At 65.2% G+C, this 26134-nt stretch carries 20 protein-coding genes; 8 read left to right on the top strand and 12 right to left on the bottom strand.

Translation table 11 applies throughout. The features are described 5' to 3' along the window. Nucleotides 1-23 precede the first annotated feature (23 nt). The 3 genes from gyrB to dnaA form a co-directional block, all read right to left on the bottom strand. Nucleotides 24-2615 (bottom strand): DNA topoisomerase (ATP-hydrolyzing) subunit B, encoded by a 2592-nt coding sequence (gene gyrB, locus AAV94_RS01740; protein WP_046740567.1) that lies wholly within the window; start codon nucleotides 2613-2615, stop codon nucleotides 24-26. A 182-nt stretch (nucleotides 2616-2797) separates the two neighbouring features. After that, nucleotides 2798-3958, bottom strand: coding sequence for a DNA polymerase III subunit beta (dnaN, locus tag AAV94_RS01735; RefSeq protein WP_046740661.1), 1161 nt, complete (start codon nucleotides 3956-3958; stop codon nucleotides 2798-2800). Between the two features lie 186 nt (nucleotides 3959-4144). Next, nucleotides 4145-5743, bottom strand: coding sequence for a chromosomal replication initiator protein DnaA (dnaA, locus tag AAV94_RS01730; RefSeq protein ID WP_046740566.1), 1599 nt, complete (start codon nucleotides 5741-5743; stop codon nucleotides 4145-4147). A gap of 505 nt (nucleotides 5744-6248) precedes the next feature. Between dnaA and rpmH the strand changes: the two genes are divergently transcribed. The 4 genes from rpmH to yidC all read left to right on the top strand — a co-directional run bounded on the left by rpmH (nucleotide 6249) and on the right by yidC (nucleotide 8981). Continuing rightward, on the top strand, nucleotides 6249-6386 hold the full coding sequence (gene rpmH / locus AAV94_RS01725; protein ID WP_046740565.1) for a 50S ribosomal protein L34: 138 nt from the start codon (nucleotides 6249-6251) through the stop codon (nucleotides 6384-6386). Between the two features lie 95 nt (nucleotides 6387-6481). Then, complete coding sequence (locus AAV94_RS01720) at nucleotides 6482-6979, top strand: ribonuclease P protein component (RefSeq protein ID WP_046740564.1); 498 nt, start codon at nucleotides 6482-6484, stop codon at nucleotides 6977-6979. Continuing rightward, nucleotides 6976-7269: a membrane protein insertion efficiency factor YidD gene (gene yidD / locus AAV94_RS01715; protein ID WP_046740563.1), complete on the top strand. Its 294-nt coding sequence runs from the start codon at nucleotides 6976-6978 to the stop codon at nucleotides 7267-7269. The genes AAV94_RS01720 and yidD overlap by 4 nt, the downstream gene beginning before the upstream one ends. After that, entirely contained in the window at nucleotides 7266-8981 is a 1716-nt protein-coding gene (gene yidC, locus AAV94_RS01710; RefSeq protein ID WP_046740562.1) for a membrane protein insertase YidC, read from the top strand. The genes yidD and yidC overlap by 4 nt, the downstream gene beginning before the upstream one ends. 144 nt (nucleotides 8982-9125) lie before the next feature. On the opposite strand, the gene AAV94_RS01705 is transcribed toward yidC, so the two are convergent. The 8 genes from AAV94_RS01705 to AAV94_RS01670 all read right to left on the bottom strand — a co-directional run bounded on the left by AAV94_RS01705 (nucleotide 9126) and on the right by AAV94_RS01670 (nucleotide 18304). Next, nucleotides 9126-10409 carry a Zn-dependent hydrolase gene (locus AAV94_RS01705; RefSeq protein WP_046740561.1) on the bottom strand — a complete coding sequence of 428 codons (1284 nt, stop codon included), beginning with the start codon at nucleotides 10407-10409 and terminating at the stop codon, nucleotides 9126-9128. An 18-nt stretch (nucleotides 10410-10427) separates the two neighbouring features. Then, on the bottom strand, nucleotides 10428-11603 hold the full coding sequence (locus AAV94_RS01700; protein WP_046740560.1) for an amidase: 1176 nt from the start codon (nucleotides 11601-11603) through the stop codon (nucleotides 10428-10430). A 42-nt stretch (nucleotides 11604-11645) separates the two neighbouring features. Beyond that, the gene (locus tag AAV94_RS01695) at nucleotides 11646-12653 is read right to left on the bottom strand and encodes an ABC transporter ATP-binding protein (protein ID WP_046740559.1); all 1008 of its coding nucleotides are present in this window, start codon (nucleotides 12651-12653) and stop codon (nucleotides 11646-11648) included. Beyond that, complete coding sequence (locus AAV94_RS01690) at nucleotides 12646-13725, bottom strand: ABC transporter ATP-binding protein (RefSeq protein ID WP_046740558.1); 1080 nt, start codon at nucleotides 13723-13725, stop codon at nucleotides 12646-12648. The genes AAV94_RS01695 and AAV94_RS01690 overlap by 8 nt, the downstream gene beginning before the upstream one ends. Further along, nucleotides 13722-14627, bottom strand: a complete 906-nt coding sequence (locus AAV94_RS01685; RefSeq protein ID WP_046740557.1) for an ABC transporter permease — start codon at nucleotides 14625-14627, stop codon at nucleotides 13722-13724. Before AAV94_RS01685 ends, AAV94_RS01690 begins: the two co-directional genes overlap by 4 nt. A gap of 5 nt (nucleotides 14628-14632) precedes the next feature. After that, nucleotides 14633-15586: an ABC transporter permease gene (locus AAV94_RS01680; RefSeq protein WP_046740556.1), complete on the bottom strand. Its 954-nt coding sequence runs from the start codon at nucleotides 15584-15586 to the stop codon at nucleotides 14633-14635. 121 nt (nucleotides 15587-15707) lie between these two features. Then, nucleotides 15708-17378, bottom strand: coding sequence for an ABC transporter substrate-binding protein (locus AAV94_RS01675; protein ID WP_046740555.1), 1671 nt, complete (start codon nucleotides 17376-17378; stop codon nucleotides 15708-15710). Between the two features lie 113 nt (nucleotides 17379-17491). After that, nucleotides 17492-18304: an IclR family transcriptional regulator gene (locus AAV94_RS01670; protein WP_046740554.1), complete on the bottom strand. Its 813-nt coding sequence runs from the start codon at nucleotides 18302-18304 to the stop codon at nucleotides 17492-17494. 371 nt (nucleotides 18305-18675) lie between these two features. Between AAV94_RS01670 and yajC the strand changes: the two genes are divergently transcribed. From yajC to AAV94_RS01650, 4 genes are all read left to right on the top strand, one after another. Beyond that, nucleotides 18676-19014: a preprotein translocase subunit YajC gene (gene yajC / locus AAV94_RS01665; protein ID WP_046740553.1), complete on the top strand. Its 339-nt coding sequence runs from the start codon at nucleotides 18676-18678 to the stop codon at nucleotides 19012-19014. Between the two features lie 157 nt (nucleotides 19015-19171). Then, complete coding sequence (gene secD, locus AAV94_RS01660; protein ID WP_046740552.1) at nucleotides 19172-21094, top strand: protein translocase subunit SecD; 1923 nt, start codon at nucleotides 19172-19174, stop codon at nucleotides 21092-21094. 13 nt (nucleotides 21095-21107) lie between these two features. Next, nucleotides 21108-22058 carry a protein translocase subunit SecF gene (gene secF, locus AAV94_RS01655; protein ID WP_046740551.1) on the top strand — a complete coding sequence of 317 codons (951 nt, stop codon included), beginning with the start codon at nucleotides 21108-21110 and terminating at the stop codon, nucleotides 22056-22058. 12 nt (nucleotides 22059-22070) lie between these two features. After that, nucleotides 22071-24641, top strand: coding sequence for a DUF1631 family protein (locus AAV94_RS01650; protein ID WP_052754857.1), 2571 nt, complete (start codon nucleotides 22071-22073; stop codon nucleotides 24639-24641). A gap of 27 nt (nucleotides 24642-24668) precedes the next feature. Here AAV94_RS01650 and radA read toward each other — a convergent pair whose 3' ends face one another. Then, a complete protein-coding gene (gene radA / locus AAV94_RS01645; protein ID WP_046740550.1) occupies nucleotides 24669-26051 on the bottom strand; it encodes a DNA repair protein RadA in 1383 nt (460 codons plus the stop codon). Nucleotides 26052-26134 lie beyond the last annotated feature (83 nt).

The raw sequence follows: 26134 nt of genomic DNA, 5'->3' as shown, positions 1-26134 counted from the left end.
ATCAGGGACAGCGAGGCCGGACTTCACACGTCGATGTTCGCTGCACGCAGGGCATTGGTCTCGATGAAGTCACGGCGCGGCTCGACCTCGTCGCCCATCAGCATGGTGAACACCTGGTCGGCGGCAATCGCGTCCTGAATCTGCACGCGCAGCAGGCGGCGCACGGCTGGATCCATGGTGGTCTCCCACAGCTGCTCGGCGTTCATCTCGCCCAGCCCCTTGTAGCGCTGGCGGCTGGTGGTGCGCTCGGCTTCGGACAGCAGCCATTGCATCGCCTCGTGGAACGACTTGACCGGCTGCTCCTTCATCCGCTCGCCTTCGCCGCGCTGCACCATGGCCCCTTCTCCCATCATGCCGTTGAAGGCCTGCGCGGCTGCCGATAGCGTCTGGTAGTCGGCACTCTTGACGAAATCCTGCGGAATCAGGCTGCTTCGGACGTTGCCGTGGTGGTAGCGGCTGATGCGCAGCACCGGCTTGTCGGTGCGGGGGTCCACGACCGCCTCGACCGTTGCCTCCTCGGTGACGCGGGTGCGGCTGTTGAGATACTGCTGCAGTTCAGCAGCACTGCGCTGCATGTCCTGCAGCGAGTCAGCATACAGGTGCACGCCGTTGGCCACGGCCTGCAGCGCCTCATGGTCCATGTAGGCCGACAGGCGCGTGATAGTGGCCTGCGCTTTCTGGTAGGTCTTCGCCAGGCTCTCTAATGCCTCGCCGGTGATCGGCTCGGCGCCTTCGCGCGGGTAAACGCACGCATCGCGCAAGGCAATGCGGGTGAGAAACTCGTCGAGCGCCGGCGCATCCTTGAGGTAGAGCTCCTCCTTGCCGGCCTTAACCTTGTACAGCGGCGGCTGGGCGATGTAGATGTGGCCGCGCTCGACCAGCTCGGGCATTTGCCGGTAGAAAAAGGTCAACAGCAGCGTGCGGATGTGCGCACCGTCCACGTCGGCATCGGTCATGATGATGATGCGGTGGTAGCGCAGCTTGCTGACGTCGAAATCGTCGGCGCCGCTGGTCTTGCCGTCTTCGCTGCCGCCGCTGCGGCCAATGCCGGTGCCCAGCGCCGTGATCAGCGTGAGGATTTCGTTGCTGGACAGCAGCTTCTCGTAGCGCGCCTTTTCCACGTTGAGAATCTTGCCGCGCAGCGGCAGGATGGCCTGGAACTTGCGGTCACGCCCCTGCTTGGCCGAGCCACCGGCCGAGTCGCCCTCGACGATGTAGATTTCGCACAACGCCGGGTCCTTCTCCTGGCAGTCGGCCAGCTTGCCGGGCAGCCCCATCCCGTCGAGCACGCCCTTGCGGCGCGTCATCTCGCGCGCCTTGCGCGCCGCTTCGCGCGCCTTGGCAGCCTCGACGATCTTGCCGCAGATCAACTTGGCATCGCTCGGCTTTTCCAGCAGGAAGTCGGTCAGCGCCTTGGCCACGATGTCCTCGACCGGTGCCCGCACCTCGCTGGAGACCAGCTTGTCCTTGGTCTGGCTGCTGAACTTGGGCTCGGGCACCTTCACCGAGAGTACGCAGTTGAGTCCCTCGCGCATGTCCTCGCCAGTGACCTCGACCTTGTCCTTCTTGGCCAGGCCGTTTTCCTCGATGTACTTGTTGATGACCCGCGTCATGGCCGCGCGCAGGCCCGTCAGGTGGGTGCCACCATCGCGCTGCGGAATGTTGTTGGTAAAGCACAGCACCGTCTCGGTATAGCTGCTGGTCCACTGCATCGCCACTTCCACGGCGATTTCCGTGCCGGGAATGCCACCATAGCTGTCGGCGGGACGGCTGCCGGCAGCGTAGAACGTGGTCGGATGCAGGACCTGCTTGCCCTTGCTGATGAACTCAACGAATCCCTTGACGCCACCACTTCCGGCGAAGTCGTCCTCTTGCCCGGTACGCTCATCCAGCAGGCGGATGCGCACGCCATTGTTGAGAAAGCTCAGCTCACGCAGCCGCTTGGCGAGAACTTCGTACTGGAATTCGTTGTTCTGCTGAAAGATCTCCGTATCCGGCAGAAAGTGCACGCGCGTGCCGCGCAGGTCGGACTCGCCGACGACGCGCATCGGCGAGACTTCCACCCCGTCAACCACCTCGATCACGCGATCGACCAGCTTGCCGCGCGAGAAATCGAGGCGGTGCTCCTTGCCATCGCGCCAGACTGTGACCGTCAGCGACGATGACAGCGCGTTCACGCAGGAAACCCCCACGCCGTGCAGACCGCCGGAGACCTTGTAGCTGTTCTGGTTGAACTTGCCACCGGCGTGCAGCTCGGTCAAGGCGATTTCGGTAGCCGAGCGCTTGGGCTCATGCTTGTCGTCCATCTTCACCGCGGTCGGAATGCCTCGACCGTTGTCCTGCACGGACAGCGAGCCGTCACCGTGAATGGTGATCTGGATGTCGTCACAGAAACCCGCCAGCGCCTCGTCGATGGCATTGTCGACGACCTCGAACACCAGGTGGTGCAGCCCCGTGCCATCGGAAGTGTCACCGATGTACATGCCCGGGCGCTTGCGCACCGCTTCCAGCCCCTCGAGGATCTGGATGGCGCCGGCCCCGTAATCCGCGGACGCCGCTGGCGTGGCCACGCCTTCAGGGGTTGCTGCGGAATCGGGGCGGGTGGAATCGGTCATATCGGCTTTCTACTGCAAGGCCAGCGCGCAAAATCCAGCGACTTCTTGGTCTGACCCCAAACACCTGCTGCACCGGAACCCTGTGCAGCCGTGCGGTGAACTCTATTTATGGATATCTCTATCTGTAGACATGGTGGCGAATCCTTGAAAAACAAGCATTTACCACCTATCTCTGCCATCAATCAAATGCGCATGGGCATCACCACGTACTTGAAGTTGGCATCTCCCGGGATGCTGATCAGTGCCGAGCTGCTGCCATCTTCGAAGGCAAAGTTGACCATGTCCTGCGAGATGTTGCCCAGCACGTCGAGCAGATAGCTGACGTTGAAGCCGGACTCGACCTTTGGGCCGCCATAGTCGATTTCCAGCTCGTCCTGCGCCTCCTCCTGCTCGGCGTTGGCGGAGCTGATGCGCAGCACGCCTGGTTCGAAGTTCAGGCGCACGCCCTTGAACTTGTCGCTGGTCATGATAGTCATGCGCTGCAGGCTGGCCTGCAGGGCCTGGCGGCCCAGCGTGACGCTGTTGGTATAGCCCACGGGGATGACCCGGTTGTAGTCCGGGAACTTGCCCTCGACCAGCTTGGTGACGAATTCGAGCCCATTGAAGCTCAGCTTGGCCTGGTTGTTGGCAAACTGGAACTGGATCATGGCCGGTGCCTCAGCAGGCTCGGCGGTGTCGCTCTGCCGCGTGTCCTTGGGTTCGGGCACGTTGCGCAGCAGGCGCTGCAGCTCGACAACCGTCTTGCGCGGCAGGATCACTTCCTGCTTGGGCACGTCCGCGTCCAGCGTCGCGCTGGCAAACGCCAGCCGGTGCCCGTCGGTCGCCACCAAGCTCAGCGTGCGCCCTTCGGCGACGAACAGGATGCCGTTGAGGTAGTAGCGGATATCCTGCACCGCCATCGCAAAGGCCACTTGCCCGAGCAGGTGCTTGAACACCGCCTGCGGAATCGAGAACGCCGGTCCGTAGTTGGGCGACTCCTGCACCAGCGGGAAGTCCGCTGCCGGCAGCGACTGCAGGGTAAAGCGGCTCTTGCCGCCCTTGAGGACAAAGCGGTCCTGCGAGGACTCCAGCGTAACAGTCTGATCCGGCTGGAAGGTGCGCAGGATTTCGATGAGCTTGCGCGCGCCGATGGTGGTGGCAAAGTCCGCTGCGGCATCCCCACCGAGATCGGCACTGGTGCGAATCTGCACTTCCAGATCGCTGGTGGTCAGCTGCAGGGTATTGCCGGTCTTGCGCAGCAGCACGTTGGCCAGAATCGGCAGCGTGTGCCTGCGCTCGACGATGCCCGCGATGGATTGCAGAACCGAAAGGACCGTGTCCTGGGGGGCTTTGAAAACAATCACCTTGTCACTCCATGTATCGGGTTCGGGTTGCGGGTGGGAAACCGGCAGCACTGGTGCCTGACCACTCTCTGCCACAAACGGGCAAAGACCCTATTTTCTACGAAAAATCAGCCACTTGGCAGTTGGCCACAGAACGCGGGCAAGCCCGTGTTTTTGTTGAGAAAAGCCCGCATCTCGGCAACGGCATCAACGCTTGAGGGTCTGCTCCAGCACGTGCAGCTGCTGGTTCAGCTCGATTTGCTGCTGGCGCTCCTGGCCGATCTTGCGCACCGCGTGCAGCACCGTGGTGTGGTCACGCCCGCCGAACATCTCGCCAATCTCGGGCAGGCTCTTTTGGGTCAGCTCCTTGGCCAGGTACATGGCAATCTGGCGCGGGCGCGCAATGCTGGCCGGGCGCTTCTTGCTGTACATGTCGGCCACCTTGATCTTGTAGAAGTCGGCCACCGTCTTCTGGATGTTCTCGATGCTGATCTGGCGGTTCTGGATCGACAGCAGGTCGCGCAGCGCCTCGCGCGCTACGGGAATGGAGATGTCCTTGCCATTAAAGCGTGCATAGGCCAGCACCTTGCGCAGCGCGCCTTCGAGCTCGCGCACGTTCGAGCGCACGTTCTTGGCGATGAAGAAGGCCACATCCTCCGACAGCGCAATGCCCTCGGCCTTGGCCTTGTTGATCAGGATCGCCACGCGCATCTCCAACTCGGGCGGCTCGATGGCCACCGTCAGCCCGGCGTCAAAGCGCGAAACCAGCCGCTCATGAATGTCCGTCAATCCCTTGGGATAGGTATCGCTGGTCATGACGATGTGCGACTTCTTCGACAGCAGCGCCTCAAACGCATTGAAGAACTCCTCCTGCGTGCGCTCCTTGCCTGCGATGAATTGCACATCGTCGATCAGCAGGATATCCAGCGAGTGATAGCGTTGCTTGAGCGCATCGAACGTCTTGCGCTGGTAGGACTTGACCACGTCGGTAACGAACTGCTCGGCATGGATGTAGAGCACCTTCGCATCCGGCTTGTCGGCCAGCGTCTGGTTGCCCACCGCATGCATCAGGTGGGTCTTGCCCAAGCCGACGCCGCCATAGATGAACAGCGGGTTGTAGAGCTGGCCGGGCGCATGCGCCACATGCAGCGCCGCTGCCCGCGCCATGCGGTTGGCCGAGCCCTCAATCAGGGTCTCGAAGGTCAGCTGCGGATTCAGCCGCGACGGCGGCGCTGACGCTGGTCCGGCTGCCGTCGCCTCATCCTGCGCATCAGCAGGCGGGGCCGGCAGATCCAGCCCAGCCTGCATGCCATAGCCGTTGGCGTCGTCATAGGTCGCCTGCGCCGCAGCATGCAGCGGCGCAACCGGTTGCCTGGTCAGATTCAGATGCCCCTGGGCCTGTTCACGGGCCCGCAGCTGGGTCCCGAACTGTGCGGCCAGCCCCTGTGCCGAAGTGGTAGTGGAGGCGGCCACTGCCGCCACGCGCGCTGCGCGTTGCGCGACACCCCCTGCGCCAGTCGCCCGGCGCGCCACGCCCAGCTCGATGCGCAGGGACTGCTGGCCGCTGAGCTCTCGCAACAGCGCACCGATGCGCTCAAGATAGCGACCCCGGATGTAGTCCAGCGCAATCCGGTTGGGTGCCAGCAACCGCAGGCACCCATCGGACGATGCGTACTGTGCCTGCAGCGGCTTGAGCCACGTGCCGAACTGCTGGGGCGGCACTTCCAGGGCCAGCCGATCCAGACAAAGCTGCCAGATACCATCTTCCGTGCCATGCGGCACGGCCGCTGCAAAATCTTGTTCCATTCCCATCCGCAATCAGACTACTATTGGCGCCCGCCACGCGCTTAAAGCGCCTCCCCCTTGCGGCAAATGACTATGGCCAGGGCCGGCAGCGACCAAGGCTGCACCGCTGTGCCGCGCTGGCCCATCAAGCCAAACCGACCAGCTCTGGCCAAGCCGAGCGACCAGCTGGGCTGATTGGCGCGCAAAGGGAGAAAAAGGGCTCGATTATAGGCGCGGGCCACTCGCTCACCCAAGTTATCCACAGCCCAGACGGGGACGCGACGCACCGCCGCAGCGGACCACCACGCATCACAATGGACGGCGCGCAGCGCCACGTTGGCATGTCCTTAGCACCCCAATTTGGCACAAGCGGCAAGCGCGTGCGATAATCTGCGGTTTGCTTTGGCCCGGCCCCGGAATTTGACTGGGTTTTCGGGATGCGCGTTGCCCTTTTGCTTGCCGGGATCTGCGGCCTGCAGGGGGTTTGTGCAAACTTGGCATTTGCATTTGACCAAAGGTGAGTTTCATGAAACGTACATACCAACCCTCCAAAATCCGTCGTGCCCGCACCCACGGCTTTCTCGTTCGCATGAAGACCCGCGGCGGCCGCGCCGTGATCAACGCGCGCCGCGCCAAGGGTCGCAAGCGTCTGGGTCTGTCCTGATTGCGCGGGCGCCTGCGCATCCTGCCGGGCCCAGGGCCTGCCTTGGCAAGCCCGATGCCGGCGCCACCTGACTGCACCGCGCACCGGTAGCTGGCATGACGCTGCGGCACATCAAGACGCGCAAGCAATTCCAGATCCTGTTGGGGCACCCGCCGGTGGCACGAACCGCTCATTTCTGCCTGCATCTGCTGCCACTGTCCGAACTGGCAGAGGCGGAGCTTGGGCTTAGCGCGGGAGCGAACGCGTCCTCCGCGTCCATGGCAGTTGGCGCCATGCTGCCCAAACGCTGGGCTAGGCGTGCGGCCACGCGCAATCTACTGCGCCGCCAGGTTTATGCGGTGGCGCTTGAGGCGGTGCGCGCGCGCGCCACTGATGCCGAACCCGTTGCCATCCTTGTGCGGCTGCGTGCCGGTTTTCACGCGCGCACGCGCCAGCGTGGCGGCAGCCCCGCAGCCACCGACTCCGCTGCTGCCGTGTTTCGCAGTGCGGCCTCGGCACCGCTGCGTGCAGCCGTGCGCCAGGAACTGCTGACCCTGTTCGCACGTGCCAGGCTGATGGCCGTGACGGCCGCAGATCTGCAACGACAGCTATGATGCGCACGCTGCTCGTTGCTCTGGTCAAGGCCTACCGCCTGCTGCTCAGCCCATGGCTGGGCAGCGCGTGCCGGTTCACTCCGACATGTTCGCACTATGCCCTGATTGCCCTGCAGCGCCATGGCGCCGCCCACGGCAGCTGGCTGACGGTCCGTCGCCTGTGCCGCTGTCATCCGTGGTGTGCCGGCGGCCATGATCCCGTGCCCGAGCAGCCGCCGCAGAACCTGTTTTCCCGCCTGCTGACCACCGCGCAGCCTGCGCAGTCCTCGTCTTCCGAGAAGTCCTCATGAACGATATCCGCCGCTCCATCCTGTGGGTGATCTTTGCGTTCTCGCTGATCCTGTTGTGGGATCGCTGGCAGATTCACAATGGTCGGCCTGCGCTGTTTTTTCCACAGGCCACGCAGACCGCAGCCGCGCCAGAGCCTCCCGCAACACCAACCGCTGCGCCGGCACCGGACATTCCCGCCGCCAGCCAGCAGCTCAGCCAGGCGGGCGCAGGCGACGTGCCTGGCGCCAGTGCCGCAGCCGCAGCGCCGGCGGCCCAGGCCGAGCAGTTTGTCGTCACCACCGACGTCTTGCGTCTGACCTTCAGTACAGAGGGCGGCTCGCTCATCCGCGCGGAGCTGCTCGCCTATGAGAACGACAGCCGCGACGGCCCGGTGGTGCTGCTCGATCAAAGTGCCAACCGCGCTTACGTCGCACAGACCGGCCTGATCGGCGGCAATTTCCCCAACCACAAGACACTGCTCAAGGTCGCCGATGGCCCGCGCACGCTGGGCGACGGCCAGGATACGCTGCAAATCCGTTTCGAGTCCCCGGTGCAGGATGGCGTGCAGCTCATCAAGACCTGGACGCTGCAACGCGGCAGGTACGACATTCAGGTGCGCCACGAGGTGATCAACCACGGGCAGGCGCCGGTGGCCCCGCAGCTGTACGAGCAGATCGTGCGGGACGGTGGCGAGGTCCCGGGCGGGGTGATGTTTACCGGCACCTACACCGGACCGGCCATCTACACCGACGAGGAAAAGTTCCAGAAGGTGCCGTTCAAGGACATCGAAAGCAACTACCAGAAGGCCAGCAACAGCTTCCAGAAACTGAGCGACACTGGCTACGTGGCCATGGTGCAGCACTACTTTGCCTCGGCCTGGATATTGCCGGACGGCATCGCGCGCGAAAACTTCGTGCGCCGCCCCGGCGCGGGGCTGTACTCGGTGGGCATGATCGCCAGCTTCCCGCCGATCGAGCCGGGCGCATCGCAGGCCATCGACTCCCTCTTCTTTGCCGGCCCGCAGGTCGAACGCGAGCTGGCCGACATCGCGCCAGGCCTGCAGCTGCTCAAGGACTACGGCATGATCAAGGTGCTGGCGCAGCCGATGTACTGGCTGCTCAGCCACCTGCACGACATCATCGGCAACTGGGGTTGGTCCATCGTCGCGCTGGTGTTCCTGCTCAAGGTCGCGTTCTACTGGCTCAACGCCAAGGCCTATGCCAGCATGGCGAAGATGCGCGCGGTTGCGCCGCGCGTGACGCAGCTGCGTGAGCGCTATAAGGACAATCCGCAGCAGATGCAGCAGGAGATGATGCGCATCTACCGCGAGGAAAAGGTCAACCCGCTGGGCGGCTGCCTGCCGATCGTGATCCAGATGCCGTTCTTCATCGCGCTGTACTGGGTGCTGCTGTCCAGCGTCGAGATGCGCCATGCGCCATGGATCGGCTGGATTCAGGATCTCTCGGTGCCTGACCCCTGGTTCATCCTGCCGCTGCTGATGATGCTGACCTCGCTGCTGCAGGTGGCTCTCAACCCGCAACCGCCAGATCCCCTGCAGGCCAAGATGATGTGGATCATGCCACTGGCCTTCAGCGTGATGTTCTTCTTCTTCCCGGCTGGCCTGGTGCTGTACTGGCTGACCAACAACATCCTCTCGATTGCGCAGCAGTGGCTCATCAACGTGCGCATGGGCGTGCCGCCGCAGTTCAACCTGCCGAAGTTCGGCAAGTAGCGACCAACCGCAGGCCCTGCGCGTCACAGCGCACGGGGCAGTAGCGGAGCGCAAAAAAGTCGCCCGGCGGCAAGGCCTGCCGGGCGACTTTTTTCGTTCAGGCCGCACCTAGTCTGACACGGGCGCAGAGGTGCGGCAGGCACGCTAGCTGGCGTAGCGCAGCACCGCATGCAGCAGCACATCGGCACCGGCTGCCAGATGCGCAGGCTCGGCCCACTCGGCCTCGTTGTGACTGATGCCGTCCTTGCAGGGCACGAAGATCATCGCAGCGGGCGCCACGTTGGCGACGTACACCGCGTCATGCCCTGCGCCGCTAACGACCTCCATGCTCTGATAGCCAAGGCCAGCGGCGGCCTCGCGAACACTGGCAATGCACTTCGCATCGAAATGGCAGGGCGGAAAGTACACCACCGGCTTGACGGCAATGTGCAGGCGCGGATTGCGGCCTTGCAGCTCTGCCACGCAGGCCATCAGGTCCTCCTGCATGGCCAGCAGATCGGCATCCTCCAGGGCGCGCAGGTCCACGCTGCACTGGACGGTTCCGGCGATGGTGTTGCGCGAGTTCGGCAGCACCTGCAGATGGCCGACCGTGCCGCGCCCGTAGGGTGCCCGCTGCAGGGCGATGCGGTTGACGGCCTCGATCAGCCGTGCGGCCGCCAGCAGCGCATCGCCGCGCAGGTCCATCGGCGTCGTGCCCGCGTGCGATTCCACGCCGGTGATGGTCACGTCGTACCAGCGCTGCCCCAGCGCGCCCGGCACCACGCCGATCACCAGATCGTGGGCCTCAAGTACCGGTCCCTGCTCGATGTGCGCCTCGAAGTACGCCGCGTACATGCCGCCCGGCACCACGCCAGGCGTTTGCACGCCAGCGTAGCCGATGCGGGCCAGCTCCTGCGCAACCGAGAGGCCCTGTGCATCGGACGCCGCCAGCGCGTGCTCCAGCGTAAACGCCCCGGCAAACACGCCCGAGCCCATCATCACCGGCACGAAGCGCGAGCCTTCCTCGTTGGTCCAGGCCACCACCTCCAGCGGCGCAGCCGTGGTCACGCCGCGCTCATTGAGCGTGCGCACGACTTCGAGTGCAGCCATCACGCCGAAGATGCCGTCGAACTTGCCGCCAGTGGGCTGGGTGTCGATGTGGCTGCCCATGGCCACGGCCGCGCGGGTGGGGTCGCTGCCCTCGCGGCGTGCAAAGATGTTGCCGATGGCATCCACCCGCACCTGCATGCCGGCGTCGCGGCACCACTGCACGAACAGGTCGCGCCCCTGGCGGTCCAGCTCGGTGAGTGCGAGACGGCACACGCCCCCTTTGGCGGTTGCGCCAATGCGGCCATGGTCCATCAGCGTCTGCCACAGGCGTTCGCCGTTGATGCGCAATGCAGCGGCAGGAGCGGTTTCAAGTACAGCGGTATCGGTCATGGTGTCCATGTTCCTTGGTCAGTCAAGTCAGTGGTAAATGCGTTTGGCCAGTTTCACCAGCGACCGGTCGCTGCCGCGCGGGCCGATCAGCGACAGGCCCAGCGGCACCCCCTCGATGGCCATGACTGGCAGCGAGATCTGTGGCAGCTTGGCCAGCCCGGCCACGCACAGCTGGCGGATGGACTGGTTGCGGTAGTCCTCATGCGCAGCGTCATCGCTCGCAGCCAGCGGGGCCACCTGCGGCATCGTCGGCATGAGCAGCACACCATCCTGCCCAAGCAGCGCATCGATGGCACGCGAGAACTCCACGCGCAGGCGGTGGTGCGGCTCGACATCGCTGGCGCTGATGCCGCGCGACCACTCGAAGCGCTCACGCACGCCGGGCCCCAGTTGTAGGCCATAGTGCGCGATCAGTGCGCCATGGCTCTGCCAGGCCTCATAGCCCTGGATGAAGCGAAAGGCCCAGTAAAGCTGCTCTGGCGGCATCAGCCAGGCGTCAACAGGCTGCGCACTGACGCCCAGATGCGTGCACAGCTGCGCCAGTTGCGTTGCAAAGGCGTCACCGACGGCCGCGTCCAGCGTAGCCAGCACGTCTTGGGCGACCAGCAGGCGCGGCGTGGCCGGCAGCGGTGCCGAGTCCTCGCCCAGAAGCACGTCCGCGACTGCCGCAAACACGTCCATGTCACGGGCGAACCAGCCCAAAGTATCCAGCGAGGGCGCCAGCGCCATGCAGCCATCCAGGGCGATCCGGCCATGGGTGGGCCGTATGCCCAGAATGCCGTTGTGGCTGGCCGGACAGCGCACCGAGCCACCCGTGTCCGAGCCGATGGCCAAGTCGCACAGGCCGTTGGCGACGGCCGAGGCCGAACCCGAACTGGAGCCGCCGGGAATGCGATCGGGCGCGGCACCGTTGCGCGGCATGCCAAAGTGGGCGTTCTTGCCCGTCATCGAAAACGCCAGCTCGTCGGTGACGGTCTTGCCCACCATCTGCGCACCGGCAGCCAGCAACGCGGCAATGGCTGGCGCGGTGCGGGTCTTGATGCCCGACATGGCCAGCACATGCGGATTGCCCCAGCTGCTGGGATAGCCGGCGACGTCGTAGATGTCCTTGACCGCCATACGCACCCCGGCCAATGGGCCGTGCGCGGCATGGGGCACCTCGACCGGCGGATAGGGAATGAAGCAGAAAACGTTGTCCGACATGGGGTGATGCATCCTGAGTCCGAGGAAAAAGTGCGCTCGGCGTCATGCCACGTGGGCCGCCGCATGCGGCTGTACCCGCACGCAGCGCACGAGGTGTTGGCGCCCCACCGCAATGGGCGGCGGCGGCGCGTGCAAGCAGGCATCGGTGGTGTAGCTGCAGCGCTCGGCGAAGGCGCAGCCGGCGGGCAGCCGTGCCAGGTCGGGCGGCGCGCCACCGATCGTCTCCAGCGGATGGCCACGGCGCATGGCGCCATGGCTGCGGCTGCCAAGCAGCGCCTGCGTGTAAGGGTGTTGCGGCCGGGTGAGCAACTCGACGGCACTGCCCTGCTCGACGATGCGACCGGCATACATGACAGCCATGCGGTCGGCCACCTCGGCGGCCGCGCCGATGTCATGCGTCACGAAGATGATCGACAGGCCCAGCTCGCGCTGCAGCTCACGCAGCAGCAGCAGGATCTGGATCTGCACCGTCGCATCCAGCGCCGTTGTGGGCTCATCGGCCAGCAGAATCTGCGGATTGCAGGCCAGCGCCAGGGCAATCATGGCGCGCTGGCGCATGCCACCGGACATTTCGTGCGGATAGGCATCGAGCCGACGTGCCGGGCTGGGAATGCGCACCTTTTCGAACAGCGCCAGTGCCCGCGCCCGCGCCTGGGCGCGTGAAACGGGTTCGTGCCGCATGATCGTCTCGACGATCTGTTGGCCCAGCGTGTAGACCGGATCGAGCGCAAGCAGCGGCTCCTGAAAGATCATCGCCACCGTCTTGCCGCGCAGGCGCGACAGGGCACGGCGCGGCATCGCCAGCACATCCTGCCCCGCCACCAGCGCAGTGCCACCGTAGCGCGTCGTGCGTTCGTCATGCAGGCGCATCAGCGCCCGCAGCGTCACGCTCTTGCCGGAGCCAGACTCGCCGATCAAGGCCATGACCTCGCCCTGGCGCACCTGCAGGTCCACGCCGTTGACCGCGGCGATGCGCTTGCTGCCGGAATGGAACGCGACCTGGAAGTCCTGCAGATGCACCATCCATGGTGCTGGATGGCGCTCACGCATGACAGACCTCCTGCGACAGCTGTGCGGGCGCGGCGACATAGCCCGATTGCGGCTCATGGCGCAGGCACGCGACCTGCCGACCGTGGGCCACCTGCGCAAACCGTGGTGGCACCTGGGCACAGACGGGCTGCGCCAGCGCGCAACGGGGGTGAAAGCGACAGCCCGCAGGCGGATCAATGGGGTTGGGCGGATCCCCCGACAGAGGCGCCTCGCGGGTACGCTCAAGGGGATTCGTGCTTGGAATCGAGCGCAGCAGCGCCTGGGTATAGGGGTGCAGCGGGCTCTCGAAGACCTGCTCGGCAGGGCCCACTTCCACCACTTGCCCCAGGTACATCACCAGCACCCGATCGGAGATGTAGCGCACCACATTCAGGTCGTGGCTGATGAAGACGTAGGTCAGATTGAACTCCTGCTTGAGCTCCTGCAGCAGGTTTAGCACCTGCGCCTCGACCGACTTGTCCAGCGCCGAGACGGCCTCATCGAGAATCACCAGACGCGGGCGCAAGGCCAGCGCGCGCGCGATGTTCACGCGCTGGCGCTGCCCGCCCGAGAGCTCGTGCGGATAACGCCCCGCAAAGCGCGCTGGCTCCAGCCCCACGCGCGCGAGCAGGCCGTGGGCGCGCTGCAGCGCCTCGCGCCGCGGCACGCCATGCACGGCCGGTGCGAAGGCAATGGACTCCTCTATGGTCATGCGCGGATTCAGCGATGAATAGCTGTCCTGAAACACCATCTGCGTCTGCCGCCGGAAGTCCCGCAGCGGCAACGCCGCGCTGCCCACGCCGAGCCCGTCGAAGACCAGCTCACCCGCATCCTGCTGGGTCAGCTGCATCAGCAAGCGGGCGGTGGTGGACTTGCCGCATCCGGACTCGCCCACCACCCCCAGCGTCTCGCCCTTGAGGATGTCGAAGCTGATGCCATCGACAGCGCGCACCGCGGGCTTGCCGCGCCTGCTCAGGAAGCCCAAGCCCTTGTGCTTGAGCGGAAAGTGCTTCTTCAGACCGCGCACCATCAGCAGTGGCTGCGCCGGCCCACCCAGATCAACGGGTTCGGGCGCTGTGACGACCTTGCTCATGACTTGACCTCCATGGCCGAACGCAAACCGTCGGCCAACATGTTGAACGACACCGAGGTGATGAAAATCATCACGCCCGGCAGCGCGGCAATCAGCGGCTGCGTGTAGATCGCCGTGCGCAGCGTGTTGAGCATCAGCCCCCACTCCGGCTGCGGCGGCTTGACGCCCAGCCCCAGAAAGGACAGCCCCGAGGCCAGAATCATCGCCACCGAGATCAGGCTGGTGGCATACACGAAGATCGGCCCGATGACGTTGCCCAGCACATGGCGGCGCACGATCGTCAACGCACTGGCACCTGAAGCGCGGGCGGCATCCACGTAATCGCTGCGCCGCACCTGCGTGGTGACGCTCTCGGCAATGCGTGCGATCTGCGGCACGAACACCACGGTCAATGAAATCAGCGAGTTGGTGATGCCCGCCCCCAGCGCACCCGACAGTGCAATGGCCAACAGCACGGATGGAAACGCATACAGCACATCAATGCAGCGCATTACCACGGTGTTCAGCCAGCCGCCGGCATACCCCGCCAAAATGCCGATGGCACTGCCGATGACGAACGCCAGAATCACCGGCACGATGCCCATGAAAAGCGATAGGCGTGCGCCCAGCATCAGGCGTGAGAGCATGTCGCGCCCCAGCTCATCGGTGCCGAGCAGGTAGCCTTCGGTCCCTACGGGCTTGAGACGGTTGAGCATCGACGTGGCATACGGATCGGCAGGCATCAGCCACGGCGCCAAGAGGGCCACCAGCAGCAGGATGGCGATGACGGCCGCCGCCGCCATCGCCACGGGATTGCGCACCAGGCGCGCCATCACGTTGGCGAGGTGGCTGGGCGAGCGCGCCAGCGGCGTGGACGCCGGCTGCACCGCGCCAGATGGTGAAACCGCTGTGAAACTGCTCATGGCCTCTAGCTCCTCTCGATGCGGGGATCGAACAGCGTCTGCAGCACGTCCACCAGCAGGTTCAGCAGCACGAAGAACATCGCCAGCACAAGAATCGTGCCCTGCAGCAGCGGCAGGTCGCGCTGGAAGATCGCCTGGTTCAGCAGAAAGCCAGTGCCGGGCCACGAGAACACGGTCTCCACCAGGATGGAGCCGCCCAGCAGGTAGCCCAGCTGCAACCCCATGACCGCCAATGCGGTGGGCGCGCTGTTCTTGACCACATGCTTGAAGACCTCCCACTCGCCCAGGCCCCGTGCGCGCAGGCCCACCACGAACTCCTGGGAAAGAATGTCGGCCACCAGCGCGCGCACCGTGCGCGCGACGATGCCCATCGGGATGAAGGCCATGGTGATGGCCGGCAGGATCATGTACTGCACGTGCGCCCAGTCCCAGGCCCAGCTCGACGAACCACCCGGCCCCGCGCCGGTGGGCGGCAGCCACATCAGCTTGACCGAGAAAATGATGACCAGCACCATGCCCAGCCAGTAGTGCGGCATGCTCACGCCGATGATGGAAATGAAGGACGCCGTGCGATCGGCCCATGAATTGCGAAAGTACCCCGCAACAAAGCCGAACAGGCTGCCGAGGAAAAAGCCGATCACCGTAGCCAGCACGGCCAGCATCACGGTGTTGACGACGGCGGTCAGCACTTCCGTGGTCACCGGCCTGCTGGTGGCGATCGAGGTGCCCAGATCGCCGTGCAGCGCCCGCCAGATCCAGTGCACGAACTGCTCCGGCAGGCTCTTGTCGAAGCCGTACAGCTGCATCATCTGCTGCTGCAGCTCGATGGAGGCATCGGCCGGCAGGATGGACACCAGCGGATCGCCGGGGGCCAGATGGACCAGCAGAAAGCACAGAAAGGACACGCCGAGCATGATCGGCAACGCATAGCCCAGGCGCCTGAGAAGGTAGGAGAGCATCGTGGGGGCTCCTCTAGATGGTGAAATGGCGGGGCGTGCCCGCACGCACATGGCCACGCGGTGATCGGGGCGAGCGCTGGCACGGTCTGGCTGCGCCGCGCACCACCTCACCGCCGCGCCGTCACTCCAGCTTCATCGTGGCAATGTCGATGAACCAGCTCTTGGGCTGCACCACGTTGGTGACCTTGGGCGACATGGCCCGCGGCCCGACGTCGTGGGCCACGAACAGGAACGGCGCCTCGTCGACAATGCGTTCATGCAGCCGCGCCAGCGCGGCATCGCGTGCCTGGGCATCGAAGGTCGTGCGGGCCGTCTCGACCAGCTGGTCGGTCTCCGGGTTGCTGTAGTAGCCCCAGTTCTGCGCCACCGGCGGGTGGGCCTTGGTGCTGACGAAGCGCACCATCGCAAAGTACGGATCCATCGTCGCGGCACTGACGTTGGTGGCGTGCGCGCCGTTGGCGCTGGGATCCTTGGCGCCCAGGCGCCAGCTGGAAAAGAGCGTGTTCCACTCCACCACGTCGAACTCGACATCGAAGTAACACTGCTTGAGGCTTTCCTGGATGAACTCGTTCATCGGCAGCGGCTGCATCTGGCCCGAGCCCGATGCCGAGGTCTGCACCTTGACCTTGACCGGGTTCTCGGCCGAATAGCCCGCCTCCTGCATCAGCTTCTGGCCAGCGGCCACGTCGTAGCGGATCTGGAAGGTAGGATTGCCACGCCACGGATCGCCCGGCTCGGCAATTCCCGTAGCCGGCTCCATCAAGCCGCCGAGCAGCATCTTGAGCGAGTCGCGGTCAACGCACAGGTTGGCCGCGTGGCGCACCTTGATGTCGGTAAATGGCGAGTCCTCCAGGAACGAGAACTGCCACGGCCACAGGTGCGGCTGGAGGTTGGAATACACCTTGAAGCCGCGCGCCTTGATGGCATCCAGCGCATCCGGCGCTGGTGCCTCGATCCAGTCGACCTGGCCCGACATCAGCGCTGCCGTGCGCGCACTGGCCTCGGGCAGCGGCAGCAGCACGACGCGGTCGATGCTGGGGCGGCGCCTCTCGTCCCAGTACTGGTCATTCTTGACCATCTCGAAGCGCTCGCGCGGCACCAGCCGGTCGCCCTTGAAGGGGCCGGTGCCGGAGGGATCTTCGGCAAACGCGGCCCAGGCCTGCTTGCTGCGCTCGACGGGATCGGCCACGGAAGCCAGCGCGTCGTACTTGGCCTGCCAGTGCGTGGGCGAGACGATGAACAGATTGGTCAGGTTGATAGGCAAGAAGGAATCGGGCTCGCTGGTGGTCAGCTCCACGGTCAGATCGTCGATCTTGCGCGCACTGACCAGTGTCGGCATACGCGAGGCAGTCACGCCCACCTGCGCCGCGTCGAACTGCGGCGCTGACTTGTCCAGCACCTTGCCGACGTTCCAGACGACTGCGTCGGCATTGAAGTCCGAGCCGTCATGAAACTTCACTCCTTCACGCAGCTTGAAGATCCATTTCGTCTTGTCGCTCTCATCGACCACCCAGGACACGGCCAGGCCCGGAATCACCACGCTCGGCTCGGTGGCCGAACTCAGGTCCCACTGCGTGAGCGCGTCGTACATCGGAATGCCCGTGAAGCGGTTGCCCTCATAGCCCTGGTCAGGCTGGCCGGACGTGCGCGGGATGTCGCCGGCCGTCATGGCGATGCGCAGCACCTTCTCCTGCGCCAGCACAGCCGTGCTGCAGGCTGCGCCGAGCAATGCGATGGCGGCCAGGCGCCCCAGGGTTTTCAGGTGCGGAAATGTCGTGGGGAAGCGGTGCATGGAACTCTCCGTCGGGTAAAGGGACAGTTCCGAATGTGCAATTTGCGTGCCAATCGATGATTGTGTATCGATTAACGATATATTGATGACAAATCTGCAGCCGGCGCTGAGCGCTACAGTGTGGTCGGCAACGCACTGGCAATGGCCCTGGCGCAGCCCTTGACCAGCGGCCCCAGCTTCTTGCGCAGATCGTTGCGACTCCAGCGGCTACTCGGCGGCGCGAGATGAATGGTGGCCACCACTACGCCCTGCCGGTCCACCAGGGGCGCGGCAACGCCCATGTCCCCAGCAAACAACTCCTCCACGTTCAGCGCAAAGCCATCGCGGCGGCACTCGCGCACCCGCGCAAGAATGGCCTGCCGATCCACCAGGGTATGCGGCGTGCGCCGGATGAGCTGCGAGTGCGCCAGCACGCGCTCGACCTCCTCGTCGGACTGGCCGCTCAGGTAGGCTCGCCCGCAACTGGTGCAATACATCGGCACGCTGGTGCCAATGGGGGTGTGCGCCGGAATGTATTGGGGCGTCGTCAGCTGCGCGATGTAGACCATCTCGACGCCGCTGGCCTGCGCCAGCGTCACCGTCTCGCCGGTCTGGCGCGACAGCTCGGCCATGTAGGGCTGCGCAGCCTGCACCAGCGGATGTGTGGCCAGATAGCCAAAGCCCAGTGACACCACCTTGGGCAGCAAACAAAAGCCACGCTGCGGGTGCTTCTGCAGGTAACCCAGCCGCTGCAGCGTATGCACCGAGCGCTGCACCGAACTGCGCGTCATGCCGGTGCGCTGCTCCAGCTCGCCCAGCGTCAGCACACGCGGACCGGCCTGAAACGCCTGCAATACCGCCAGCCCTTTTTCCAGGGACTGATTGAACAGCGGATCGGCTGCCGCCTGCTCGTGCGCGGCGCCGGAATCAAGAGGATGGAGCGTCATGCAGTGAGCGTAACCGACAACCGGCCGCGGCCATGCCCATCTTCTGAACCTGCTCGGCGCCGCGCGGCACCGGTCAGGCAATGCGGTGTCCGGCGCGGACCCAATGTCCCGCCGGGTGCTGCCAAGGCCGCGGCGGCGCTGACACATCCGCGCCACAGGTAGCCGGGCAAAACGGCCATCCGCCCCAAAGGCCCCGCAACCCGTACGCCGCATACAATGGCAGTTTTTCGCCCCGCTGGCGCACAGGCACACCGTGCACCTGTCGCACGCGCCGGTTACCGGCACCCCGGGCCGTCGGGCCGCCTATGGCCAGTGGGCGCATGCGGGCATCTTGCCGTTTCCGTTTTCCTTATCTCTTTGTACAACCAACCATGATTTCCAACGCCTACGCCCAAACCGCCCCCGCTGCCGAAGCTGCTGGCGGCGCCTCCCTGTTCACCGGGATGCTGCCACTGATCCTGATGTTCGTGGTGCTCTACTTCATCATGATCCGCCCGCAGATGAAGCGCCAGAAGGAGCACCGTGCGATGCTCGACGCGCTGGCCAAGGGCGACGAAGTCAGCACCGCCGGTGGCATTGTTGGGCGCGTCTCCAAGCTCAGCGAACAATGGGTGCATCTGGAAATCGCCAACGGCGTGGAAGTGCAACTGCAACGCTCGGCCATCTCGCAGGTGCTGCCCAAGGGCACCTGGGACAAGACCGCCGCCTGAACGCCCCATGCGCTGCCGGTCCCGAATGCCCGGCTCACCCGCCTGCGCCAGCGCGGCGCGTGGCGCCACAAACCCTGCTGCATCGCACCGGGGTTTTCCTTTTTGTCCCTGATTTGCCGCGTACCCCGGGCGGTGCCGGCTTGGATGACACACTGACATGAACCGCTACCCGGTCTGGAAATACGCAATCATGCTGATTGCGGTGGTTGTGGGCCTGCTCTACACGCTGCCCAACATCTATGGCGAGGACTACGCCGTGCAGGTGGCCTCGCTGCGGCCCGATTCGCCCATCAACGACAGCCTGCAGGCGCGGGTGCTCAATGTGCTGCAGAGCGAGAACATCCCCGTCAAGGCCGTCGAGCGTGACGAGCAGTCGCTGCGCGTGCGCCTCAACAGCCAGGACGATCAGGCACCTGCGCGCGATGCCATTGCAGCGGCGCTGGCTCCCGATGAGGACACGGCGGGCTACTCCGTCGCGCTCAATCTGCTCTCGCGCACGCCAGCATGGCTGCAGGCCATCAACGCCCGGCCGATGTATCTGGGGCTGGACCTGCGCGGCGGCGTGCACTTCACCTTGCAGGTCGACATGGAAGGCGCCATGGTGCAGCGCGCCGAAGCCTTTGCGAGCAGCCTGCGCACGGCCCTGCGCGAGCGCGACATCCGCCACGGTGGCGTACGCCGTGACGGCCAGGCCGTCACGCTGGCGCTGCAAGACAGTGCAGACGCACAGACTGTGGGCGACCTGCTGCGCGAAAACTATCCCGACCTGACGATTGATCCGGCCCGCTCGACCGGCACGCAGCTGCGCATCGTCTTCACGCCGGAAGCCACGCAGCGCATTCAAGAGCAGGCGCTGGCACAGAACATGAGCACGCTGCACAACCGCATCAACGAACTGGGTGTGGCCGAGCCGGTAATCCAGCGCTCCGGCGCCGACCGCATCATCGTGCAGCTGCCCGGCGTGCAGGACGTGGCGCAGGCCAAGCGCATGATCGGACGCACTGCGACGCTGCAGATCCGGCTGGTGGACGAGTCCGCCGAGGGCCGCGCGGCAGAGCGTGGCGCCGGCCCGGTGCCATTCGGCTCGGAAGTGTTCCAGGACTCCAACGGCCAGCGCGTGGTCGTGCAGCGGCAGGTCATCCTCACCGGCGAGAACCTGCTCGATGCCCAGCCCGGGTTTGACCAGCAACGCGGCAACATGCCGGTGGTCAACCTGGAATTCGACGGGCCGGGCGCACGTATTTTCCGCGAAGTCACGCGCGACAACGTCAACAAGCGGCTGGCCATCATCCTGTTCGAGCGGGGCCAAGGCACGGTCGTGACCGCCCCCAACATCAACGAGGAGATTCCGGGTGGGCGCGTGCAGATCTCCGGCGCCTTCACCCCGCGCGAGGCCACCGAAACCGCCGTGATTCTGCGCTCGGGCGCGCTGGCCGCGCCGATGGAGATCATCGAGGAATACACCATCGGCCCCAGCCTCGGGGCCGAGAACATCGAACGCGGCCAGAGCAGCGTGGTGTGGGGCCTGATCATCATCATGGTGTTCATGTGCATCTACTACTTGGTGTTCGGCGTGATTTCGTCGCTGTCGCTGCTGGTCAACGTGCTGCTGCTGCTGGCGGTGCTGTCGATGCTGCAGGCGACGCTGACGCTGCCCGGCATTGCCGCGATGGCGCTGGCGCTGGGCGTGGCGATCGACTCCAACGTGCTGATCAACGAGCGCATCCGCGAGGAGCTGCGCTCGGGCGCCTCGCCCCAGGCAGCCATCCACGCCGGCTACGAACGCGCCTGGGCGACGATTCTCGATTCGAACGTCACCACCCTCATCGCGGGCTTTGCGCTGCTGGCCTTCGGCCACGGCCCGGTGCGGGGCTTTGCGGTGGTGCACTGCATCGGCGTGCTCACCAGCATGTTCTCGGCCGTGTTCTTCTCACGCGGCCTGGTCAACCTCTGGTATGGCCGCCGCAAGCGCCTGAAGTCCATTGCCATCGGCCAGGTCTGGAAACCCGGCATCAAGCCACCCATCTCCGCCGGCGCCACATCGCGCAAGAACGGCGACGAACAGTCCCAGCAGGCATAGGGGAGCAACAGCCATGGAATTCTTCAGAATTCAACGGGACATCCCGTTCATGAAGCACGTACTGGTGTTCAACATCATCTCGATCATCCTGTTCGTGCTCTCGGTGTTCTTCCTGGCCACCAAGGGATTGAACCTGTCGGTCGAGTTCACCGGCGGCACGGTGGTGCAGGTGCAGTATCCGCAGGCGGCAAATCTGGAGCAGGTGCGCAGCTCCATCGCAGGCATGGGCTACGGCGAGGTGCAGGTACAAAACATCGGCACCGCCCGCGACGTGTTGATTCGGCTGCCGGTGCAGGAAGGCGCCACCAGCAACGAGCAAAGCGCCCAGGTGCTGGCCCAGCTGCAAAAGGACGAGCCCGAGGTGAAGCTGCTGCGCACCGAGTTCGTCGGCCCGCAGGTGGGCGACGAGCTCACCCAGCAGGGCCTGCTGGCCTTGGCCTTCGTGGCCGCCGGCATCACGATCTACCTGGCGTTTCGCTTTGAATGGAAGTTCGGTCTGGCAGCCATCATCGCCAACCTGCACGATGTGGTGATCATCCTGGGCTGCTTCTCATTCTTCCAGTGGGAGTTCTCGCTGGCGGTACTTGCCGGCGTGCTGGCGGTGTTCGGCTATTCGGTCAATGAGGTCGTGGTGATCTTCGACCGGGTGCGCGAGATGTTCCGCAAGAACCGCAAGATGAACACCCGCCAGGTGCTCGACCATGCCATCACCAGTACCATGAGCCGCACCGTCATTACGCACGCGTCGACGGAAGCCATGGTGTTGTGCATGCTGTTCTTCGGCGGACCGAGCCTGCACTACTTTGCGCTGGCACTGACCATCGGCATCATCTTTGGCGTGTATTCGTCGATCTTCGTCGGCTCGGGGCTGGTGCTGTGGATGGGCGTCAAGCGCGAGGATCTGGTCAAGCCGCAAAAGCAGTCCATCGATCCCAACGACCCCAATGCAGGAGCGGTGGTGTAAGCTTGCACCACCATGAATGCCCGGACCGTCAGCGACAGCCAGAGTCTGGCGCGCGTTGCGCGCCAGACTTTTCTGCAGTCGCTGTGCAGCGGCATCGCGGAGCTGGACCGGCTGATCACCCGCGCCTTCGATCAGCACCTTGCTGCAGCCAGTGGTTCGGCGCAACTCGAACCGCTGCCACTGGATCAATGGGCGCAGCAGTACATGCGCAGTCGCCGGGACTGGGCGCAGGCGCTGCTGGCCACCTGGCGGGCGGCACTGACCAATCCCGACCAGCCGGTGGCACAGCGCAAGTCGCTGGAAACCGCCCAGAGCATCGACGAGCTGCAGCTCATCAGCGATGAAGCCATCGAAGGCCTGATCGCCTCCTCGCGTCTGAGCATGCAGGTCGCCGACAGTGTCGATCCCGCCTTCATTGAGCTGCGTCGGCGGCTGCACCGCCTGGGCGAGCAGCGCCTGAGCCCCGGGGATGTCATTCTGCCGGCCACGGTGGCCGAAAACATCGTCCAGACATGGCTCAAAGCCGGGCTGAGCAAACCGATGTTCATCTGGCTCATGCAGCAGATCAGCCAGGAATGGGCGGCTATCCTGCTCAAGGCCTACCAGGCCGCCAACCAGTTCCTGGAAGACCATGGCATCGCGCCGCTGGTGCCGCAGCCCGTTGCTGCCGCGCCGCGCTCGGGGCACGGCAGCCTTGCCGCTGCGGGCGCAGCGGCCTGGGCGGGGACCGCGGGGCCACAGGCCCATCCCCCTCACTCGCAAGATGCCCGCAGCCCAAATCCCGTGCAGCCGGGCGTTGCGGTGCCGACCGGAATGGCCATGCCCGCACCGGTCTTTCTGACCCAGCCTGCGGCCTCCGGCTTTCTGGCGCCGCAGATGGTCGTGCCCGGTGCGCCCATGCCTGCAACCACGCCGCTGCAGGCGCCACAGGCACGCTTCGGACAACAGGTGCTGCAGCAGGTGCAGGCCCTGCAGCAAAGCATTCTTGCGCGCATGAGCCTCGTACTGGGCGCCGGGCCCGGTGGCGTGCAGCCCGCCCCGAGTACGGCGCTGGCGCACGCACTGCAGGCGCAGCAGGTGCAAGCCATCGCGCAGCTGGAACAGGTTGCCGCCGGTACCACCTTCATCCAGTCGCCGGCGGCAGTCGGACAGCAGCTGGTCAGGGTGGCGCGGCAACAGTCCGAAGCCATCAAACAGCAGGCCAATCAGCCCAACGAAAAGGCCATCATCGAAATGGTGGCGCTGATGTTTCAGAGCGTGTTGTCGGAAGACCGCGTGCCGGCTTCACTGCGCGTATTGTTTGCACGGCTGCAGGTACCTGTGCTGCGCGTGGCGCTGTCCGATGCCGACTTCTTCACCAATGCCGAGCACCCCATCAAGCGCCTCATCGACCGCATGGGCAGCGCCGCTATGGGATTCGATGGCGCGAATTTCCAGGGCAGCGCGCTGGAGTCGGAAATCCGCCGCATCGTCCAGATGATCGAGCAGTACCCGGATACCGGGGTGAAGGTGTTCCAGCTCGCGCTCAACGAGTTCGAGAAGTTCCTGCAGAAGCATCTCAGCGAGCATCGGCTGGCCGGCAAGGCGATTTCGGTAGCGCAGCAGATCGAGGAAAAGGAAACGCTGCTGGTGCGCTTTACCATTGAGTTGCGCAGGCTGTTGCAGGACCTGCCGATCAAGGAGGAAATCCGTTCCTTTCTGTTCAAGACCTGGGCGGAGGTGCTGGCCGTTTCGGCGATCCGCTCGGGACCGAAGTCGACGGAGACGCGCGCCTTCAAGCGCGCTGCATCACTGCTGATCTGGGTGACCAGCGCCAAGACCACGTCGCGCGAGCGGCGCCGCGCCGTGCAGGCACTGCCGCAGCTGCTGGCCCGCTTGCGCGCCGGCCTCGCACTGGTGGGCGTGCTCGATGTCGTACAGGACGCGGCCGTCGCCAAGATCCAGGCCCTGGTACAGGAGGCCTTCCTCTCGCGCGCGCAAGGGCTGTCGGCCAGTCAGTTGCGGCAACTGGCCGGCAAGCTGGAAAATCTGGAGAATCTGGTCGGCAACGCCTCGGCTGGCGACATTCCGCTGAGCCGTGAACACATCGAAATGGTGGTCGGCATCGAGCTGCCGGGCCTGACCGTGGTGGAGCCGCAGGCCGACGAGCAACCCGCCGCCGATGTCCTGGCATGGGCGGATGCCCGCACTATTGGCGAATGGTTTCATTTCGGCACCGGCGCCCAGCAGACGGACTCGGAAGACGGCCTGCGCGTGCAGTATGCCTGGCACAGCCAGCATCGCCAGCTGCACCTGCTGGTCAGCAATGACGGGCGCAGCTTTCTGATGCAGCGCAACACACTGGCGGCCTGTTTTGAGCGCGGCACGCTGGTACCACTGGATCAGGAAGGTCTGATGCTGCGCGCCACCCGGGTGGCCCTGACGCAGTACCAGGCGACCGATCTCTCGCAAGCGGTGGCTGCGCCTCCTGCCAGCACGGAAGTGCCGCACCACCCGATGCCCGATGACGCCTTCGACGCCACCATGGTGGTGCCGCTGCCTCAGCCGGGCGCCGGGCCACAGGCTGGTCCCGCCACCAGCTAGCGGTGCATGCCTGCGCTGGCGCCCCCATCAATCGATGGTGCGCACCACGTCCATCGCCTGCTCGACCCGCTCGATGGAATGCACGGTCAGCCCTGCAATCGGACTCTTGGGTGCATTCGCACGGGGAATGACGGCGGTGTGAAAGCCGAGCTTGGCCGCCTCGCGCAAGCGCTCCTGGCCGCGCGCGGCTGGCCGCACCTCGCCGGCCAGTCCCACCTCCCCGAACACCAGCAGCCCTTTGGGCAACGGCTGGTTGCGCAGGGAGGAGTAGATCGCCAGCAGAATCGCCAGATCAGCGGCAGGCTCGTTGATGCGCACGCCGCCGACGGCATTGATGAACACGTCCTGGTCGTAAGTGGCCACGCCCGCATGGCGATGCAGCACTGCCAGCAGCATGGCCAGCCGGTCGCGCTCCAGTCCGACGGACAGCCGCCGGGGGCTCGGCCCGCCGGCATCGACCAGCGCCTGGATTTCCACCAGCAGCGGGCGCGTGCCCTCCAGCGTGACGAGCACGCAACTGCCCGCCACCGCGTCACGGTGCTGGCTGAGGAAGATGGCGCTCGGATTGCTCACGCCCTTCAGTCCGGCTTCCGTCATGGCGAATACGCCGATCTCGTTGACCGCCCCGAACCGATTCTTGATCGCCCGCACCAGCCGGAAGCTGCTGTGCGTGTCGCCTTCGAAGTACAGCACCGTGTCGACCATGTGCTCCAGCACACGTGGCCCGGCGATCGTGCCCTCCTTGGTGACATGGCCGACCAGCACGATGGCGATGCCCGTGCTCTTGGCCAGCCGCGTCAGATGGGCGGCGCATTCGCGTACCTGTGACACCGAGCCGGGCGCGGCCGTGAGCTGGTCGGAAAACAGGGTCTGGATGGAATCAATCACCGCCACCGCAGGCTGCTGCTTGTCGAGCGCCGTCAGAATGCGCTCAAGCTGCGTCTCCGTGAGGATCGGCACCTGACTGTCGGGCAGACCAAGCCGGCGCGCGCGCAGCGCCACCTGCGCGCCGCTTTCCTCGCCGCTGACATACAGCGTGGGCAGGCCCTGGCGCTGCAGGCGATCGAGCGTCTGCAGCAGCAGCGTGGACTTGCCAATGCCCGGATCGCCGCCGATGAGTACCACCGAGCCTTCCACCACACCGCCGCCGAGCACACGGTCGAGTTCGGCAATGCCACTGGCACTGCGCACCACATCCTGGGTCTCGATCTGCGCCAGTGGCGTGATGACGGCGCTGCTCGCACCCGCATAGTGCGACGCCGCCAGACGGTTCTTGCCCTCGCTGCGCGCCGGCTGTGGCTGCGTCTCCTGCAGGCTGTTCCATGCGCCACACGAAGGACAGCGCCCGAGCCAGCGCGTGGCCACCGCACCGCACTCCGAGCAGACAAATTGGGTTTTATCGCGCACCAACCGGCATCCTCCAACAAACAAAACTGCAATGTAGCAAGTTTGGACCGCTCCCCTTGCCTGTACGCAGGCCAGTAGTATGTAGG

The organism is Lampropedia cohaerens (assembly GCF_001005215.1).
Lineage (GTDB): Bacteria > Pseudomonadota > Gammaproteobacteria > Burkholderiales > Burkholderiaceae_C > Lampropedia > Lampropedia cohaerens.
This window is presented reverse-complemented; position numbering and strand designations above follow the sequence as displayed.

Excerpts from the sequence above, each read along its gene's own strand:
- gyrB (WP_046740567.1), bottom strand. The coding sequence starts at position 2,615 with ATGACCGATTCCACCCGCCCCGATTCCGCAGCAACCCCTGAAGGCGTG.
- dnaA (WP_046740566.1), bottom strand. The coding sequence starts at position 5,743 with ATGGAACAAGATTTTGCAGCGGCCGTGCCGCATGGCACGGAAGATGGT.
- rpmH (WP_046740565.1), top strand. The coding sequence starts at position 6,249 with ATGAAACGTACATACCAACCCTCCAAAATCCGTCGTGCCCGCACCCAC.
- AAV94_RS01720 (WP_046740564.1), top strand. The coding sequence starts at position 6,482 with ATGACGCTGCGGCACATCAAGACGCGCAAGCAATTCCAGATCCTGTTG.
- yidD (WP_046740563.1), top strand. The coding sequence starts at position 6,976 with ATGATGCGCACGCTGCTCGTTGCTCTGGTCAAGGCCTACCGCCTGCTG.
- yidC (WP_046740562.1), top strand. The coding sequence starts at position 7,266 with ATGAACGATATCCGCCGCTCCATCCTGTGGGTGATCTTTGCGTTCTCG.
- AAV94_RS01705 (WP_046740561.1), bottom strand. The coding sequence starts at position 10,409 with ATGGACACCATGACCGATACCGCTGTACTTGAAACCGCTCCTGCCGCT.
- AAV94_RS01700 (WP_046740560.1), bottom strand. The coding sequence starts at position 11,603 with ATGTCGGACAACGTTTTCTGCTTCATTCCCTATCCGCCGGTCGAGGTG.
- AAV94_RS01695 (WP_046740559.1), bottom strand. The coding sequence starts at position 12,653 with ATGCGTGAGCGCCATCCAGCACCATGGATGGTGCATCTGCAGGACTTC.
- AAV94_RS01690 (WP_046740558.1), bottom strand. The coding sequence starts at position 13,725 with ATGAGCAAGGTCGTCACAGCGCCCGAACCCGTTGATCTGGGTGGGCCG.
- AAV94_RS01685 (WP_046740557.1), bottom strand. The coding sequence starts at position 14,627 with ATGAGCAGTTTCACAGCGGTTTCACCATCTGGCGCGGTGCAGCCGGCG.
- AAV94_RS01680 (WP_046740556.1), bottom strand. The coding sequence starts at position 15,586 with ATGCTCTCCTACCTTCTCAGGCGCCTGGGCTATGCGTTGCCGATCATG.
- AAV94_RS01675 (WP_046740555.1), bottom strand. The coding sequence starts at position 17,378 with ATGCACCGCTTCCCCACGACATTTCCGCACCTGAAAACCCTGGGGCGC.
- AAV94_RS01670 (WP_046740554.1), bottom strand. The coding sequence starts at position 18,304 with ATGACGCTCCATCCTCTTGATTCCGGCGCCGCGCACGAGCAGGCGGCA.
- yajC (WP_046740553.1), top strand. The coding sequence starts at position 18,676 with ATGATTTCCAACGCCTACGCCCAAACCGCCCCCGCTGCCGAAGCTGCT.
- secD (WP_046740552.1), top strand. The coding sequence starts at position 19,172 with ATGAACCGCTACCCGGTCTGGAAATACGCAATCATGCTGATTGCGGTG.
- secF (WP_046740551.1), top strand. The coding sequence starts at position 21,108 with ATGGAATTCTTCAGAATTCAACGGGACATCCCGTTCATGAAGCACGTA.
- AAV94_RS01650 (WP_052754857.1), top strand. The coding sequence starts at position 22,071 with ATGAATGCCCGGACCGTCAGCGACAGCCAGAGTCTGGCGCGCGTTGCG.